General features: G+C 55.5%; 12 protein-coding genes. 5 read left to right on the top strand and 7 right to left on the bottom strand.

What is annotated here, in order from left to right:
• Window positions 1-140: 140 nt before the first annotated feature.
• Complete coding sequence (locus HQL65_11775; GenBank protein MBF0136911.1) at window positions 141-308, bottom strand: DUF4351 domain-containing protein; 168 nt, start codon at window positions 306-308, stop codon at window positions 141-143.
• A 252-nt stretch (window positions 309-560) separates the two neighbouring features.
• Here HQL65_11775 and HQL65_11770 point away from each other — a divergent pair, with 252 nt between their 5' ends.
• The gene (locus HQL65_11770; GenBank protein MBF0136910.1) at window positions 561-1,745 is read left to right on the top strand and encodes a tetratricopeptide repeat protein; all 1,185 of its coding nucleotides are present in this window, start codon (window positions 561-563) and stop codon (window positions 1,743-1,745) included.
• A gap of 24 nt (window positions 1,746-1,769) precedes the next feature.
• On the opposite strand, the gene HQL65_11765 is transcribed toward HQL65_11770, so the two are convergent.
• The 3 genes from HQL65_11765 to HQL65_11755 form a co-directional block, all read right to left on the bottom strand.
• On the bottom strand, window positions 1,770-2,324 hold the full coding sequence (locus HQL65_11765) for a metal-dependent hydrolase (GenBank protein MBF0136909.1): 555 nt from the start codon (window positions 2,322-2,324) through the stop codon (window positions 1,770-1,772).
• Window positions 2,325-2,421: 97 nt separating this feature from the next.
• On the bottom strand, window positions 2,422-5,718 hold the full coding sequence (locus HQL65_11760) for a transglutaminase family protein (GenBank protein ID MBF0136908.1): 3,297 nt from the start codon (window positions 5,716-5,718) through the stop codon (window positions 2,422-2,424).
• Between the two features lie 22 nt (window positions 5,719-5,740).
• Window positions 5,741-6,487, bottom strand: coding sequence for a peptidase (locus tag HQL65_11755; protein MBF0136907.1), 747 nt, complete (start codon window positions 6,485-6,487; stop codon window positions 5,741-5,743).
• A gap of 28 nt (window positions 6,488-6,515) precedes the next feature.
• Here HQL65_11755 and HQL65_11750 point away from each other — a divergent pair, with 28 nt between their 5' ends.
• On the top strand, window positions 6,516-9,032 hold the full coding sequence (locus HQL65_11750; GenBank protein ID MBF0136906.1) for a circularly permuted type 2 ATP-grasp protein: 2,517 nt from the start codon (window positions 6,516-6,518) through the stop codon (window positions 9,030-9,032).
• Window positions 9,032-9,916, top strand: a complete 885-nt coding sequence (locus HQL65_11745) for a transglutaminase family protein (GenBank protein MBF0136905.1) — start codon at window positions 9,032-9,034, stop codon at window positions 9,914-9,916. The genes HQL65_11750 and HQL65_11745 overlap by 1 nt, the downstream gene beginning before the upstream one ends.
• 278 nt (window positions 9,917-10,194) lie before the next feature.
• On the opposite strand, the gene HQL65_11740 is transcribed toward HQL65_11745, so the two are convergent.
• Both HQL65_11740 and HQL65_11735 read right to left on the bottom strand, forming a co-directional pair.
• Window positions 10,195-11,193, bottom strand: a complete 999-nt coding sequence (locus tag HQL65_11740; GenBank protein ID MBF0136904.1) for an alpha-E domain-containing protein — start codon at window positions 11,191-11,193, stop codon at window positions 10,195-10,197.
• Window positions 11,193-12,590, bottom strand: a complete 1,398-nt coding sequence (locus HQL65_11735; protein MBF0136903.1) for a circularly permuted type 2 ATP-grasp protein — start codon at window positions 12,588-12,590, stop codon at window positions 11,193-11,195. The genes HQL65_11740 and HQL65_11735 overlap by 1 nt, the downstream gene beginning before the upstream one ends.
• Window positions 12,591-12,961: 371 nt before the next feature.
• Here HQL65_11735 and HQL65_11730 point away from each other — a divergent pair, with 371 nt between their 5' ends.
• Entirely contained in the window at window positions 12,962-13,603 is a 642-nt protein-coding gene (locus HQL65_11730; protein MBF0136902.1) for a Rieske 2Fe-2S domain-containing protein, read from the top strand.
• Between the two features lie 308 nt (window positions 13,604-13,911).
• Here the strand turns inward: HQL65_11730 and HQL65_11725 are convergent, their stop codons facing one another.
• Window positions 13,912-14,862: a hemerythrin family protein gene (locus HQL65_11725; GenBank protein MBF0136901.1), complete on the bottom strand. Its 951-nt coding sequence runs from the start codon at window positions 14,860-14,862 to the stop codon at window positions 13,912-13,914.
• Window positions 14,863-15,328: 466 nt separating this feature from the next.
• Between HQL65_11725 and HQL65_11720 the strand changes: the two genes are divergently transcribed.
• Window positions 15,329-16,729: an EAL domain-containing protein gene (locus HQL65_11720; protein ID MBF0136900.1), complete on the top strand. Its 1,401-nt coding sequence runs from the start codon at window positions 15,329-15,331 to the stop codon at window positions 16,727-16,729.
• Window positions 16,730-16,933 lie beyond the last annotated feature (204 nt).

Here is a 16,933-nt window from a genome sequence, read left to right as displayed (position 1 = left end):
GAAGGATTGCTGAGGTTCCAGATATTCAAAACTGGATGACTGTCAGGCCACCAAGTCATTTCCAGGATTGGCACTCCAACCTATAGCGTTTGTTCCCGGCAATCCGGTCAGATCATCGTGCAATACCTCCATAACTTTTGTCAAGCCTTGTCCGCAAACACGCTTTCCAGGGTGGGGGCGTCCAAAATCCGCACCCCCCACTCCTCAATGGTTGACGGGTCGGCCTCGGCAAGTTTTTCACTGGCCCACTTTGGCAATTCACCAAAACGGCGTTGCAATTGGCGTGTCAAGAGTGTGACCTCGCAGATTTATTGTCCCGGGAATATGAATGGCCGTCAATCCATATTTGTTCATTGAAACGATTGACTTCCCGGCTTGCATCCCAGACTGTCATAATCTTTTTTTTCGTGCGCATGAATTTTCTGTTACTTGAGAAAATTGCACGACCCTCTGCACGCCAGAATTTTTGACCGGATATGGCAGAAAGGGAGGAAGGGATGTGCCCTTTGCGGTATAGTGGTGATGCTTTGAAAGGTCACATCAAACGGAGAGAACGGAAGATGATGCGTTTGCCGCTCATGATCATATGGCTTGTTCTGGCACCTTCATGGGCACTGGCCGCCGCCACGAATGCCACCATGGCCGCAACGGATTCTTTCCGGCTGGCCTGGGATTTGATGGACAGGGCTGCGGATTTTGAACGTCGTGATGCCTGGGATCAGGCTGTCTCTCTTTTACAAAAAGCCCAGGGTCACCTGGAAAAAACCGTTGGCCCCCAACATACGCTTTTTCTGGCCGTGATTTTACGTTTGGGGCGTATTGATCTGTACCGAAAACAGTATCCTGCTGCCCGGGAAAAATTTTTGCTGGCAAAAAATCTGGCTGAAAAACAGTTCAAGCCTGATTCCCTGATCATGGCGGAGATTCTTCAGAATCTGGCTGAGGCATCGCCGCCCGGGAATCTGACCGAAGCGTCGCCGCCCGGGAATCCGGCCAAATCGTCGCCCCCAAGGAACCAGGTTGAAACGTCGCCTGCCACCAGAACTGTGCCAAACCAAACTGTGTCCAATCACCTGTCTGACACCCCGTTGCCAGCCGAATTGCGAAAACAGGCTGCAACCATTCATATCAGCCGCTTCGATGCCCCTCTGCCGGGAAAAGGTGAGGGGCTGCTTTGGGCCGGTGACGAGGCCAGGGAGGCGGGACAAAATGATGAAGCCTTCCGGAATTATGCACAGGCTCTGCAAATTTTCATGAAAAATCCCGGCCCGTTTCATGCGAAACGGGTAGAGCTTTTGCTGAAATTGGCCGAACTCAACCGGGCCAGGAACATGCTGGAACCGGCTGCCGAGTTGCTGAAAAGCGCCCTGGCCATCACGGAAAACATGTGGGGAACCGATCACCCGGCTGTCGTACCCATTCTGGAAAGCCTGGCCAGAAACCATCTTGATCAAAACAAGGTTCGTCTGGGGCAACCTGTCGTGGCCAGATTGTTGACCATCACCCGGACCACCTGGGGAATTGAGCATCCTCGCACCATGCGTGCATCCATCATGATGGCCGATTATCTGCTTGCCGGATTTGAGGAGGATCAGGCTTTGCAGATTCTCCGTGGCCTTCGGGCACTTCTCGAAACCTCCACTGTACCCCACACCGTTGAGTTGGCCATGGTTGTGGAGCGCCTGGCCGAGATTGACCGCCTGCGAAGCATCCCCCCCCTGCCCGCACCAAGACCGATTCAGTAAACAGTGACGGGCAGCAGGATCAATTCAGTAAACGTTTTTTCTGAGATATTTTGTCGGCAGGCGGGTCAAGATCACCAGGCCGGCACTCGGCAACAGAATCCATTGAATTTCGCTCAACAGAACCAGCCACCCCTGCATGGTCAGAAATGGACGCAACCCGATGGGCGATACCAGGATGGGACGCCAGGGAAAAAAGTATCGGGTGGTATCGAAAGGAGAAAAGAGCGCAATCCCCAGGCCGCCATTGGTGAATGTATCCAGAATACCGTGACTGGCTCCGAGCAGGAAAAAATAGACGATGAACGGTCCTTTTTCGCGTAATACTGTTTTTGAATCAGAAAAATAGATAGAAGTGAATACCAGACTCATGACACCGGCAAAAAACAGCGAATGAAAAAACCCCCGGTGCCCGAAAAAATGTGCATAGGGGATGCGCAACACAAAAGCCACGATGTCCAGATCGGGAAGCTCGGCACATATCAGGGAGAGAATCCAGAAACGCCGGGTCATCTGTTCCCGACGGGCAAAAATCATTCCTCCGGCAACGGCGGCCATGGCATGGCCAAACGGGGTAGGCATGTCGATTCCTGACAAAATCCATGTTTTACAACAAAACGTGACCCGGCGACGCACGGGTCACATTCTGCCCCAGAAATACGGGGAAGGCAAGTCTTGGTCACAAACGTCTTAGATCCAATGTGTTGGGATACTCCGGATTGATGGCAGGCGTGAGAAGTGGTACCGATTCGGCACCACTGCCCTGGGGCACAAACCGGCCACCGACCGGCGGTGATGGCGGCGGAGAGTTGGGAAAAGGTCCCGGAGTATGCCCCCACTCCCAGAACCGGCTGCCACGGCGAGCTTCCGCCTCACAGGTGTTGACGGGGAAGGTGTCGTAATGGCGTCCTCCCGGATGCACAACGTGATAGGTACACCCGCCGATGGCCCGCTTGTTCCAGGTGTCCACAATGTCGAACACCAGTGGAGAATGCACCGGTATGAGAGGATGCAAGGCGGAAGACGGCTGCCAGGCCTTGAACCGAACCCCAGAGACATAATCACCAACGGTACCGGTATTGTGCAGAGGAACTTTCCGGCCATTGCAGGTCAGCCAGTAACGGTCGGGAGGCAGATTGGTCAGGCGAACCTGGAGTCGTTCCACGGAAGAGTCCACAAAGCGCGTCGTTCCCTGGCGGGTGACCTCCTCTCCCAGGACATTCCAGGGTTCCAGGGCATGACGCACTTCCAGGTGAATACCCTGAACCTGGATTTCACCCAGAATCGGAAAACGAAACTCGACGAAGGGATCCAGCCAGGCATCCTGGAAGGCAAAGCCGTTGGCACGCAGCTCGGCGGCCACCTCGGTCACATCCCGGGTCACATGAAACGGCAACATGAAACGATCATGCAAGGCAGTCCCCCAACGCACCAGGGAATGCCGGTAAGGCTTTTGCCAGAAAAGGGCAATCAAGGAACGCAACAGCACCATCTGCACCAGACTCATGCGTGCATGAGGCGGCATTTCGAAAGCCCGCAACTCCAACAAGCCCAGGCGTCCGGTGGGTGAATCGGGCGCATAAAGCTTGTCGATGCAAAACTCCGTCCGATGCGTGTTGCCGGAAATATCCGCCAGCAAATGGCGGAGCAGCCGGTCAACCAGCCAGGGCTGATCGACCTCGCCGTCCGGTATCTGGCTGAGGGCAATCTCCAACTCATGAAGGGTTTCATCCCGTCCTTCATCCACCCGGGGAGCCTGGCTGGTGGGACCAATAAAAAGACCGGAAAAAAGATAGGAAAGACCGGGATGGTGCTGCCAATAGGTAACGAGACTGGCCAGCAGATCCGGACGTCGCAACAAGGGGCTTTCCGCCGGAGTGGGACCACCCAGAGTCACATGGTTGCCCCCGCCGGTACCGGTATGGCGACCATCCAGAAGAAATTTTTCCGTGCCAAGACGGGCCTGCCGGGCTTCCTCGTACAGGATGGTGGTGAGGGTCACCAGCTCCTGCCAACTGTGGGCCGGCTGAATGTTGACTTCAATCACCCCGGGATCTGGAGTCACATGGAATTTTTTGAGACGCCAATCCTCTGGTGGTGGATAGCCCTCCATCAACACGGGAATATCCAGCTCCCTGGCCGTGGCTTCGATGGCCTCGACCAGGGCAATGAAGCCCTCAAGGTGGGTGATGGGGGGAAGAAACAAATACAACCGCCCTCCCCTGGGTTCCACGCACAGAGCCGTGCCGACAAACTCATCCAGACAAGCGGCATGGACAGGCTGCTTTTCCGCCAAAGCCTCGCGGGGTTCAAAAGAACAGCGTTCAGGGGGAAGCGGACGTTTTTCCGGTGGCACGGCATGCAGACTCCGCAAAGGCAGGCGCAAACCCATGGGCGAATCGCCGGGAACCAGAAACAAATGTCCCTGCCGGGTTTTCCAATGACAACTTTGCCAGGTCGAAGCCGAAGGTTCCCAGGCCAATGGCAGCACAAAACCAACCGGCTGGTGCAATCCTTGACCCAGAATGTGCGCCAGCCGCTGGCGTTCCAAAGGGTCCGTCAACGAGGCCTGCAACGGATCCACACCCACCGGCAGGGCATACTCCTGCCAGATGTGGTAAATGGGATCTTCATAGACTGGCAACAAAGCCTCGGAAATCGGCCCCAGACGCGCGGCGAGATTCTGGGCAAAACGGTGGGCCGTTTTGCCATCCACACCATCTGCACGGGTGGGATTGCCCTGGAGTGTGGGGGTGTGCCAAAGCGGTACCCCATCGACTCGCCAGTAACAGGAATAGCGCCAACGGGGCAACTCTTCGCCCGGATACCATTTGCCCTGGCCAAAATGGAGCATGCCCCCCGGCGCAAAATGACCGGCCAGACGCTGCAATAAATCCAGGGCACGTTCCCGTTTGTTGGGGCCATCGGCAGCCGTCGTCCACTCGGGTCCATCCATGTCGTCGATGGCAACGAAAGTGGGTTCCCCCCCCATGGTCAGATGCACCTGACCGGCCTGCAACCCGGCATCCACCTGCTCGCCCAACGCCTGGATTTCCTGCCATTGCACATCGGAGTAGGGCCTGGTGACCCGTGGGTCTTCATGCAAACGGGTCAAGGAGTTCTGGTGATGAAATTCGACCTGGCAGGGATCGGTACTCCCCGTCACCGGGGCGGCACTGCGAAAATCGGGCGTACAGGCCAGAGGAATATGCCCCTCCCCGGCAAAAAGACCGGAAGTGGGATCCAGACCGATCCAACCGGCCCCTGGCAGATAGACCTCACACCAGGCATGCAAATCGGTAAAATCAGCCAGCGGACCGGACGGTCCATCCAGGGCTTTGACATCCGCGACCAGTTGGATCAGATACCCCGAAACAAAACGGGCCGCAAGTCCCAGGCGTCGCAACGCCTGCACCAGCAACCATCCCGTGTCACGACAGGACCCCGTCCCCTTGCGCAAGGTCTCTTCACACTTTTGAACCCCGGGTTCCATGCGAATGGTGTAGCCAATGTCGCGACAGAGACGTTGATTGAGCGCCGCCAGAAAATCGACCGTACCGGAAGTTTTCTGGTGCAAACCTTGCAGCCACTCCTCCAAAAGCGGACTCTCTTCCTTGATTTCGAGATAGGGAAGAAGCTCCCTCTCAACTTCCTTGGCATAGGAAAAAGGAAACGTGCGTACCGCCTCTTCAAGGAAAAAGTCAAACGGGTTGATGGTGACCATGCGCGCCACCAGTTCGACATCCATGAGCAGTTCCCGGCTCCGTTCCGGAAAGACGACCCGGGCCAGATGGTTGCCAAACGGATCCTGTTGCCAGTTGATGAAGTGGTTTTCGGGTTGAATTTTCAAGGTGTACGATTCAATCGGCGTGCGACAGTGGGGAGCCGGACGCAACCGGAATACATGCGGCGAAAGTGCCACAAGCCGGTCATAGCGATAGACGGTCTGGTGCCGGATGGCAAGACGGATGGTCATGGAGAAGACCCTCGCGAAAGCTCTAGTGTTGATCCTTGAGTCTTTCCCAATTGAGTGGGGGGAGACCGTGAAAAATGCGTTCGAGACCTCTGTGCCAATGCCTGCACAGGGAGAGAAGATAGGGATTGTCCTGTCCCAGGCGAACCTGCACGCCTCCATCAAGTTCACCCGTGCGCAGTTTGAGCAGGTCAATGGGCGGACCGACCGTCAGGTTGGAACGCATGGTCGAATCCAGGGATACAAGCACGCAACGCGAAGCATCATCCATGGACATTTCGGCATGAACGATGCGATCCAAAATAGGTTTGCCGTATTTGGTTTCGCCAATCTGGAGAAAAGGGTGGTAGGGAGAAGGGGCAATATGATTGCCTTCGGGATAGATCAAAAACATGGCGTGACGGGCCGAACCGATTTGCCCCGCCAGAATGAACGTGGCTTCAAAACGAACCTGTGGGTCTTGCCGGTTTTCGAAACGCTTTTGCACGTCGAGGTTGACCGAGCCGACATAGTCCGCCGCCGCATGCATGTCCACCACCGTGCGGAGACTGGTCTGGCACTCGGAACTTTCGCTGTCCAGGAAAAGCCGATGCACCACCCCTTGCGTGGTGGCCAGATTTCCCGAAGAGAGCAGCACAAACTGTCGCTCCCCTTTCCAGACAAAGTTGAACATTTTGGGATAGGAACCCACCTGATCCACACCGGCATTGGTCCGTGAATCGGAGGCGAGTATCATTCCTTCATGCAGTTGAATTCCGACGCAGTATGTCATAATTCCTCTAAAATACAGAAAGTTGCCTGTGAAAGAAGACTGGGAACCAGGATACCGGGAGGCTTTTGGAAGCGATGGCGGACTGCAACCGCATTGGCGAAAATATTTTGATTTTCTCTATGCAGGCGGACCCGAACTGCCCAAAAGGTTGGAAGAAGATGCCCGGCGTTTGCTGCGAGAATCCGGAGCCACCTACAATATTCAGACAGGAGATGTCAGTCGGCGTCATTTCTGGCCCCTGGATCCAATCCCCCTGATGCTGGATGCCGACACCTGGGAGACAATCTCTCGCGGCCTGATCCAGCGCCATCGGCTGCTGACCCTGCTGTTGCAGGATGTGTATGGTCCCCGTTTCTGTCTGCATGAGGGCATATTGCCACTGGCGGTGGTGGACGCCTGGTCCGGCTTCATGCTGGCCAACCATGGTCGGGCCATTGACCGGGCAAACCTGCTGCCACTTTATGCCGCCGATGTGGGGCGGGATCCGACGGGACGTTTTCTGGTGCTTTCGGATCGCACCCAGGCCCCATCGGGCCACGGATATGTCCTGCAAAACAGGCGCGTCATGGGACGACTGTATGCCAATACCGGACAGTTGGCCCATATTCCGGCCCTGCTGCCGTTTTTTCGCAACATGCGTTCGGACCTGGTCTCTCTGACCCCTTTCTCCAAACGAGAAGCCCATGTGGTCCTCCTGACCCCGGGACCCGGCTATGAAACGCACTACGAACACACCCTGTTGGCCCACTTTCTGGGTTTGACGCTGGCGCAGGGTGATGATCTCGCCGTGCGCAACGGTCGCTTGTGGCTGAAAACCCTGAATGGTTTGATGCCCGTCGAGGTGGTGTTGCGTCGGGTGGATGAGGCATGGTGCGATCCCCTTGAACTGCGTGAGGATTCCATGCTGGGGGTGGTGGGCCTGGCCCAGGCAGCCCGATCCGGACACCTGACCATGGCCAACATGCTCGGCAGTGGCATCCTGGAAACCCTCGCCCTGCATGCCTACCTGCCTGGCCTTGCCGACTATTTTCTTCATGAAGAGTTGCTGTTGAAAAATCCCCGGACCTGGTGGCTGGGGGATCCGCAGCACCGCACCGAAGCCATGGCCCGCTGGCCCGAATTGACCTTTTTGCCCCTGGTCTGCGATCCCTCCTATCCCATCACCGGCAACGTGACCAACGGACCCTTGACCCGGGAACAGGTTCTGGCTGCCCCGCAGCGTTATGTGGCACGCGAACCCTTCGTCCCCTCCCGGGCACCCTGCGTTCGCGACGGTCAGACAGGCCACCATGCCATCCTGATGCGAACCTACCTCACGAGCGATGGCCAACATGCCCGGGTCATGCCCGGTGGTCTGGCCCGGGTTGCTTCGGTAACCGGACAATGTCTGGCCTTTTCCCCCAATCAGGGCGGACTTGCCAAAGACATCTGGATCATCGGTGATCAACCGTTCGACCATCGGGATACCCTGGTGAGTACGCCCATCCTGGATCCTGCCCCCCTGGTGGGGGTTCCCAGCCGGGTGGCGGAAAATCTGTTCTGGATCGGTCGTTATGCCGAACGGGCCGAAGGGATCATTCGCCTGTTCCGGGAATTCATGGCCCTGGATACGGAAGAAAACATGCTCACCTGGCAACAACGTCTCCTGTGCCGGCGTCTTCTTTTGATCACGTTGACCCATGTGACAGCCACCTATCCCGGATTCACCGGCAAGGAAGGCGAGTATGCCCTCTCGGAGCCGTTCACCGAGTTGTACTCGATGATCCTGAATTCCGAACGAGTCGGAACCCTGGCCTATTCTCTGCGTTCGTTGATGCAGGCGGCTGTTTCGGTCCGGGATCGACTCTCGACCGATACCTGGGAACTCCTGGACGGCATCTCCCACTCCCTGGACACCTTGCAGGGACGCATTCCCAAGAATCTCGGAGGGTTGTTCTGGGAGACAGGCCCTCTGCTCCAGGGATTGACGGCCTTTGCCGGCTTGACCTGGGAAAACATGAACCGGGACCTGGGATGGCGGTTTCTTGACCTGGGACGCCGGTTGGAACGCAGCATGTTCCTGGCGCAAATCCTGGAAACCACCCTGACGGAACCGGTTGAAGAACAGGACGAAATGTCCGTTCTGGAGCGGTTGCTCAACATCAACGACAGCCTCACCGCCTTTCGCATGCAGTTCCGGACCACCATGGAACTCCCCCTGGTCCTGGAAAAATTGTTGCAGGACGACACCGATCCCCGTTCCCTGGTGTTTCAATTGACCTTGATGGAGAGCCATGCCGCAGCAATTCCACGCGGACCGGACCAGAACCTTTACCGTACCCATTTGGGCCGGGTGGTGTTTGAAACCCTGGCTGCCGTGCGCCTGGCTGATCCGGAACGACTTGTCCGGATCACCGCGCCAGGCGGCAAACGCGAACAACTCGTCGAACTGACCGGTCGCATCCGCCAACTGTTGCCATTGTTTTCCGAGACGGCTGCCAACAGTTATTTCCGGCATGCCGAACCTCCTCATCATCTCTTCAGAACCAGCAGGAATCCCCGGTGATGAACTACCGTATCGTTCACAGCACCCACTACAGTTACGGTGAACCGGTCACGATCTGCCACAACCGCATTCACCTCAAACCCCGCAATCTTCCCTGGCAACCGTGTCACCGCTTCGATCTGACCGTGCATCCGGAACCGGCGATCCTCCATGAATTCGAGGATTTTTTTGGCAATGTGGCCCACTACTTCGAAATTCTGGAACCGCATCAGGAGCTGGAAGTCAGGAGTACCAGTCAGGTCACGCGCCTTGCCCTGACACCTATTGATCCCTCGGCCACCCCACCCTGGGAAAGCGGCTGTCAGGGGCAACCGGAAACCCAGGCCGACATGCGCCGACAGGCCTTTTTTGTCCTGGAATCACCCATGGCACCGTGCAGTTCCCAATTGGCGGATTTTGCCCGTCCGGATTTTTCACCCGGACGCCCGCTGGTCGAGGCGGCGCTGGCCTTTACCCAACGCATCCATCAAAATTTCAGATACCAACCCGGCAGCACCACCGTGGCAACACCCATCGAACAGGTTTTGGAGCAACGGCATGGTGTCTGCCAGGATTTTGCCCATCTGGCCGTGGGGGCCTTGCGCTCTCTGGGACTTTGCGCCCGTTATGTCAGCGGTTATCTCGAAACCGATCCCCCTCCAGGCATGACACGCCTGGAAGGGGCGGATGCGTCCCACGCATGGTTTTCCCTTTATGTTCCGCATATGGGCTGGGTGGATTTCGACCCCACCAACGGCATCATGCCGGCTGAACGCCATATCACGGTGGCCGTCGGTCGGGATTATACGGACATTCCCCCGGTGAAGGGTGTGGTGCTGGGCGGTCGTCATCATGTGCTGCGCGTGGCGGTCGATGTCCTGCGCATCCCGCCCGCAACAGTCTGACCCTCCAACTTGCCAACCTGCCGGCTTCATCGAAAACGCTTCCGTTCCATTCCTGCTCCGGGATCATTGCCGGCTGACCCTCCAACTTGCCAACCTGCCGGATTCGTAACCATTCAGAACCCCTTCATTAAAAGGATTTGACATGGAAGACTTTGTTGGGGCTCCGCCCCAAACCCCGCCAAGAGGAAGGGCACAGCCCTTCCTCCTGGACCTCCTTCCCAGTTTTTCAAACGTTCCTTGCGCCGGGATCGTCGGCGGACCACGCCCGGACGCCGGCTTCAGGTTTGCACCAGAAATTGAGACTGATCATGGGCATGGGCAACCTCGCGCCGGGACGGGGGCGGATTGAAATAAATCGTCCCGATTTTTTCATGGAGATGGCCCAGATGGATTTGCAGTTTGTCCAGGAATTCATGCAGCTTCCCTCCTTCCGCCAATCCCTTCACATCGGCGAGGTACAGATCCTCCTCAATGGCCTTGATGACTTGTTGGGCACCCGAATCACGGTGCAGTTTTTTCAGACTGCCCCCCACTCCCTCGATGCAATATCGAAACGTGCGCGGAAACAGTCGATCCTTGAGGAGAAAGGCCAATACTTCCGGTCCACGGATACGAGGCTCCACCCGCCGCCGATACATCTGGTCCCCGGACAGGGAACGCAGCACCGTCAGCCATACGGCGTTGCGCAGGGGGAGTTCCATGCGCTCCCAGCTTTCCAGCATGCCCGCCCCGCGTACATCCAGGATGCGTGTCGTCATGTCGGCCCGCTCCAGGTAACGACCCAACCGGAACGTGTGGAAAGCCTCATCCCGGCACATGGTGCTGTCCAACAGACCGGTCAGTTTCAGGCAGGCATTGATGATTCCTTCCAGGAATTCATGACGTTCTGCCGCCGGGACCTCCTTGTGCAACAGCTCCTGGGTGCGCATGGTGAAGCCATTGAGGCTTTCCCAGGCTTCCCGTGGAAAAACCTCCCGGGTGCTGCGCATGTTTTCCCGCGCCAGCCGCAGTGACGAGAGAATGGAGCTGGGGTTTGCCGTGTCAGCGATCAAAAACCGGACGACATTGGCCTCATCGATGGCTGCATGGTGCTGGGCATAACACTCCCGACTGCCGGTGATGGCGATCAACTGAAACCAGTTCAGGGGACGGACGTGACTGATGGGCGCAATGTCAAGCATTGTCTGGTTGGTGGCAATCACGAGCCGGGCAGAACCTTCCACCCGTTCCAGATAGCGGGCCATCCAATAAATGTTTTCTGCGACCCTGGAGAGCATTATGACCTCCCTGCATCCAGTACCCAGGTATCCTTGCTGCCACCACCCTGGGAGGAGTTGACCACAAATGAACCCCGCCGCAACGCCACCCGGGTCAAGCCACCCGGCGTGACATAGGATTTCCGACCGCTGAGAATAAAGGGTCGCAAATCCATGTGACGCGGCTCCAACCGGTTTTCAACCAGGGTCGGTGCCGTGGAGGGGGTCAGGGTTTGCTGGCCGATGTAGTTCCGGGGATTGGCCTGGATCCGGGCGGCAAAAATGGCCCGCTCCCCGGAAGTCGCATGCGGCCCCATGAGCATGCCATATCCACCGGATTCATTGGCGGGTTTGACCACAAGCTTGTCCAGATTGGCCAGCACATGTTTGCGCTCCTGAGGAATGTGACACCGCCAGGTCGGTACGTTGGGAATGAGGGGATCCTCGGCCAGATAGTAGCGGATGATCTCCGGCATGTAGGAGTACACCACCTTGTCATCCGCCACGCCGGTTCCGGGCGCATTGGCCAGGGCCACCCGTCCACGCCGCCAGGCCTTGATGATCCCCGGAATGCCCAGGGTGGAATCCGCCCGAAACACCAGCGGATCCAGATATTGATCATCGATGCGGCGATAGATCACGTCCACCTGCTCCAGACCGTGAATCGTCTTCATGAACACGACATCATCCTCGCCTACCGACAGATCACGCGCTTCGACCAGAGGCACGCCCATCTGTTGCGCCAGGTAGGCATGTTCGAAGTAAGCCGAGTTGTAGATGCCCGGCGTCAACACCACCACATTGGCCTTTTCATCCGGTCGTGGCGTGAGAGAGGCCAGCAACTCATAGAGCTGGCAGGGATAATCATCCACCGGACGAATCGCATGGTCCCGAAACAGTTCCGGAAAGACCCGCTTGGTCAACAAACGGTTTTCCAGCATGTAGGAGACCCCGGAAGGCACACGCAGATTGTCTTCCAGCACGTACATGGTGCCATCCCGGTCACGCAACAGGTCACTCCCGCACAGATGTGCCCAGATGCCGTATTTGGGGCGCGTTCCCATCAGTGGCAGCAGATAATTCACCGAATCCGCCAACACCTCCTCAGGAAATTGTTTGTCCTTGATGATTTTTTTCTCATTGTACAGATCGTCGATAAAGGCGTTCAGCGCCTGTGCCCGCTGGACCAGTCCCCGTTCCAGACGTTCCCACTCCCGGGCATCAATGCATCGGGGAATGATGTCGAACGGCCAGGATCGATCAATGTTTTCCCCTTCCGAATACACCGTGAAGGTGATTCCCAGATTGCGGATGGCAACCTCGGCGGCACTCTGCCGACGATGCAGCTCCTCCATGCCCAGATTTTCAATGAATGGCATGAGGGGTTTCAGATGGCTCGCCGACCCCCTGGCCTGCATGACCAACTCGTCAAAGACACCAGGAGCCTTGTAAAAAGGCGTTTCTGTTTGTGGCAGCGCATATGCATTCATGTTGGCCTCGCAGAGTGAACGGTACAAAGGTGTACATGATATAATTTTGATCAGATTCTGCCTGCTTTTAAGGCATATGGATGACTGTGCCAGCAAAATCTGCCTGTTTAACTTCTAAAAGCATGCCGTTAAGACCAGTAGTGGCAATACGCGGGCCAAATGATGCGAAAAGGATAACTGTGTGGTAAAAAAATAATCCTTGAATAAAAAAATATAATGCTGGTATATCCATTACTTTGAAAAATTCAAGCTGAATGACTGTATGGGTTCAACCACTCTTGAGAGAGGATTCCGCTTCCATGTCCAAGGCATTGCGTTATCTGGCCGGAGTACGTCCCGAGGCTGCCCAGAACCTGATGGGTTTTTACAAGCACAGCGTCCTGGCTCTGGACGACAAAACCCGGCATTTGATTCAAATCGTCACCAAGGTGGTGGTGGGAACCGAGCGCGGTCTGCGCCAGTATGCCCCCAAGGCCCTCAAGGCCGGGGCCTCCCGGGAAGAAATTCTGGATGCCGTCATGATGGCTTTTCCGGCCTCTGGCTTGAACAAGATGCTCGATGCCATCGATGTTTTGAAAGACCTGGATCTGCTGCCGCCCCTGCCCGACGCCGAACCGGTTCCTCCCCCGGAAAGTCCAGACCTTGGACCTTTGAGTGATTTTCCGGAACACCGGATGCAATGTGTCAACCGTCGCAGCGGTGACCTGATCGTCTATCGTACCGGACCGGCATCGGTTCGGGTCTACTCCAACCGCTGTCCGCACTCCAAGGCATCCCTGTGCAAGGGCGTGGACCATGGAACCACGGTGGAATGCCGGGTTCATAACTGGCAATTCGATCTGGCTTCAGGAGCTTGTCTGGGTCCGGACCCGGACGGCAAGGCAGGATTGAAGAGCGTGGCCGCAACGGTGCAGAACGGTCATGTGATATTAACCACCTGAGGAGCATGCCTGAGAGGCTGTCTAATGACTTGTTAATTTCAAAAAGAACGAATGAAAAACTGGGATGGAGCCCCAATAAAATCTTTCTTTCCAATTTTTTTTTATCCGAGGGTTAATGGACAGCCTCTGACGCGCAGCCATCCCAAGAACAGGATGTGGCTTCACATCCCACGCGGGAGAGCCACCCTCTACGGGACGAAACCAACTCCCCAGGATGCCCCCCTGCATGGCACCACGAACCCCGGAAATCTGCGTAATCCACGGAGATTTCCGGGAGAAATCGGGTTGCGGCCATGCTGCACCATGCATCAAGACAATGAAATGTTGCTTGTCTTGGCATACTCAACATAGAGAATGTCGGTCCGGTTGGTGTGGGTCAGCAACCATTCCACCAGAAAAAAATTCATGTCCACGACGTACAATACCTGGCGATCCTTGGCCAGTTTGGGCACCAATTTCTGTAATCGGTCCAGAAGTCGATTGTGTTCATCGGCGTGAATGGCCAGTTGAGGATAACCGATACCCTTCATCCAGGCTTCCTCACCCTTGAAGTGATCACGACCATAAGACAGAAGAAAATCAATTGCCTGATCGATTTTCTGCCAATCCCTGGTCATCGGCTTGCGTTTGGAAAGCTCCTCGACGAGCAGATTCAGATTGATAATGTTTTCCAGCAATTGCTGATGTTCCCGGTCAATTTTCGTAATGCCCGTCATGCGCAGGCGACTGCGCAACGACTTTCTGAACGCTTCTTGAGAACTCTTGGCGGCATCTGCCGATTCTGTCCGGGAAGATGCGGGAGAGGTCTTGACCGCTACCGGGGAAGTTTTGACCAGGGGAATTGTAACAAGTGTCTCTCCCCGTGAAAAACGGGCGTAAGCCATGTCCATCAGGTTGATGTGTTCAAAAAGCCACCCGACGATCAAATGTTGCAGTTCAATCACATAAGAAATGGATTCATTCCACATGCGATGTTCAACTTCCAGTAATGATTTGACAAAAGCCTCATGCGACACGATGTGACCCGGCAGATCAGGAAACCCGGTCTGTTTCATGAACGCTTCTTCTTCCCTGAAATGATTGGTTGCATACCTTTTCAGCTCATCGACAGTCGCACGCAGAGATGCAGGCTGCTTCTCGCTGGGCACCCCTTTTTGCAGCTTTCTCACCTCGCCATACAGAGAGACCATGATTTCCACCAATCCTTGGTGCTGTTCATGCATCCTGGCTACACCGACATCTCTCAGGCGAAGATACATGGTCCTGCGAAAGTCCTCCAGACTGAACACCCGGAGAAAACCATCTGAAGAATTTGTGGATTGGTTCCTTGCCATGGCGGATTCTTCTCCCTGATCATCAAACGATTTCATGAACGGTTCATCGAGGGCACAGCGCACCGAGTATAGATGCAATGACCCGATAAATCATGGCCATTTTTGTTTATAATTTTATTAATTAATTGATTGATTTTTTATTAACACATGGCTTCTTGAATGCCCTGTTTTTGATCACTTCGGATGATTAATTGGGCAAGGGACGGGTTCACGTTGCTGGCAGTTTATTGCAACATATTGATATTAATAAATATAATAAATTGGCACGATTTGTGTTAGTCATACTGGATCACCTATGGGAACGCTCTTCGGACTGAAATCCAAAGAACGACCAGAAAAAGAAGGCTGACTGGCCGCAAATGAAGATTTCTGCAAAAAAAGGAGCAGGATCATGGTCAAACGGGAATGGCTGACATCCATCATGGGCAATGCACACCTGGATGATTTGCTGACAACTCACATCCAATCCGATGGGATATGGAACATCAGTGATTACGGCCCGTTCCAATTGAAAAGTGCCTTTCAGCCCATATTCAGTCTATCCCATCAAGAGCCGGCTGGATATGAAGGTCTCATTCGTGCCAAAGACCGCGCCTCTGCGGGGAAAGTCTCTCCCAAGGAACTGTTCGAGCATTCCGAACATGAAGGGACCGCGATTGAGCTGGATCGGCTCTGTCAAATGTTGCACATTCTGAACTTCCATCTTTTTTCTCCGGATCGGAAATGGTTGTTTCTCAATCTGAATCCGCGCATGGTCCTGGAGGAGCAAGGATCGGGAGCCTTCATGATCACCTCCCTGCTCAAACGACTGGAGATTCCAAGACATCGCGTGGTCATTGAAATCCTTGAAAAGGAGATTGGTGACGAGGGAATCTTGATGGAAGCCATGGCACACTACCGCGGCGAAGGATGCATGATTGCCCTGGATGATTTTGGAGCCGGGGAGTCCAATTTTGATCGTATCTGGCGTCTGCAACCCGAAATCGTCAAGCTGGACCGATCCATCATTGTCAATTCGGTTCACAATCCCAAGGCGCGCAGAATGCTGCCCAGCCTCGTCTCTCTCATTCACGAAGCCGGATGTCTCTCCCTGATCGAGGGCATTGAAACCCGGGATGAGGCCATGATCGCCATCGATTCGGAAGCGGATCTGGTCCAAGGTTATTTTTTTTCCACCCCGGAATGCGATCTGGATCTTCTCGAGGGGGCAGGAGAGAAACGGGTGGATTTTTTGACCCGTGAATTCAGGGAGTTGTCAACCATGGATGGCATCCGCCAAATGAAGGATCTGGCCTGGTTCATGGAACCATTCCTCGAATTTGTCCGGAAAAGTGACGACGATGCCTCCCTCATTGCCGCCTGCGAACGATTCCTGCACATGTCGGGTGTGATCCGCTGTTATATTCTCGACGGTTTGGGTCACCAGATTGGTGACAACATGGTCCCGAAAGCCCCCGTCGGAACAGAGGCGGATAAATACCACATCATGGCCGGAACCCATGGTGCCGACTGGTCGCGGCGGCAATACTTCCGCCGGGCCATGGCCAGACCTGGAGAGGTTCAAGTGACCGATTCCTATCTGTCGCTGCCGGATGCCCGCATGTGTGTCACCCTCTCCCTGACCTTGCGGTGGCTGGATGGAACAATCCGCGTGGTGTGCGCGGACCTGGCCTGGGATGGACCGGCCAATATCGCCAGCGGTTCCACTGCCCCCTGTTTGCCAAAGTTTGCCAAAACGGAAAGGTGCAAATCCACCTTCCCTGCCTTGGCTCCCATAACGTTCCAAATATAGGATACACCCTGCCTGTCAGGTGTCCGGCTTTTTCTCCTCCGCTCCCGGCGGGTGATGAAAAAGCCGGACACCAGCAAACCGTTTTGATATGGATTGACGCGCCTGTCACATCCCTCCTAAGATGGAGGCAGGGTATCCAGACTGACCTGCAAGCGCATGGAATCAGTTTACTCTTTCTCGTCGGCAGATACGGCAGGACACAAC

It is taken from the genome of Magnetococcales bacterium (assembly GCA_015228935.1).
Lineage (GTDB): Bacteria > Pseudomonadota > Magnetococcia > Magnetococcales > DC0425bin3 > HA3dbin3.
The sequence above is the reverse complement of the archived record's forward strand: the minus strand, read 5'-3'. Positions and strand labels throughout refer to the sequence as shown.

Bases quoted from the DNA above. Each gene is read 5' to 3' on its own strand.
- HQL65_11720 (MBF0136900.1), top strand. From the start codon at position 15,329: ATGGTCAAACGGGAATGGCTGACATCCATCATGGGCAATGCACACCTG.
- HQL65_11725 (MBF0136901.1), bottom strand. From the start codon at position 14,862: ATGTATCTTCGCCTGAGAGATGTCGGTGTAGCCAGGATGCATGAACAG.
- HQL65_11730 (MBF0136902.1), top strand. From the start codon at position 12,962: ATGTCCAAGGCATTGCGTTATCTGGCCGGAGTACGTCCCGAGGCTGCC.
- HQL65_11740 (MBF0136904.1), bottom strand. From the start codon at position 11,193: ATGCTCTCCAGGGTCGCAGAAAACATTTATTGGATGGCCCGCTATCTG.
- HQL65_11770 (MBF0136910.1), top strand. From the start codon at position 561: ATGATGCGTTTGCCGCTCATGATCATATGGCTTGTTCTGGCACCTTCA.
- HQL65_11745 (MBF0136905.1), top strand. From the start codon at position 9,032: ATGAACTACCGTATCGTTCACAGCACCCACTACAGTTACGGTGAACCG.
- HQL65_11755 (MBF0136907.1), bottom strand. From the start codon at position 6,487: ATGACATACTGCGTCGGAATTCAACTGCATGAAGGAATGATACTCGCC.
- HQL65_11765 (MBF0136909.1), bottom strand. From the start codon at position 2,324: ATGCCTACCCCGTTTGGCCATGCCATGGCCGCCGTTGCCGGAGGAATG.
- HQL65_11735 (MBF0136903.1), bottom strand. From the start codon at position 12,590: ATGCAGGCCAGGGGGTCGGCGAGCCATCTGAAACCCCTCATGCCATTC.
- HQL65_11760 (MBF0136908.1), bottom strand. From the start codon at position 5,718: ATGACCATCCGTCTTGCCATCCGGCACCAGACCGTCTATCGCTATGAC.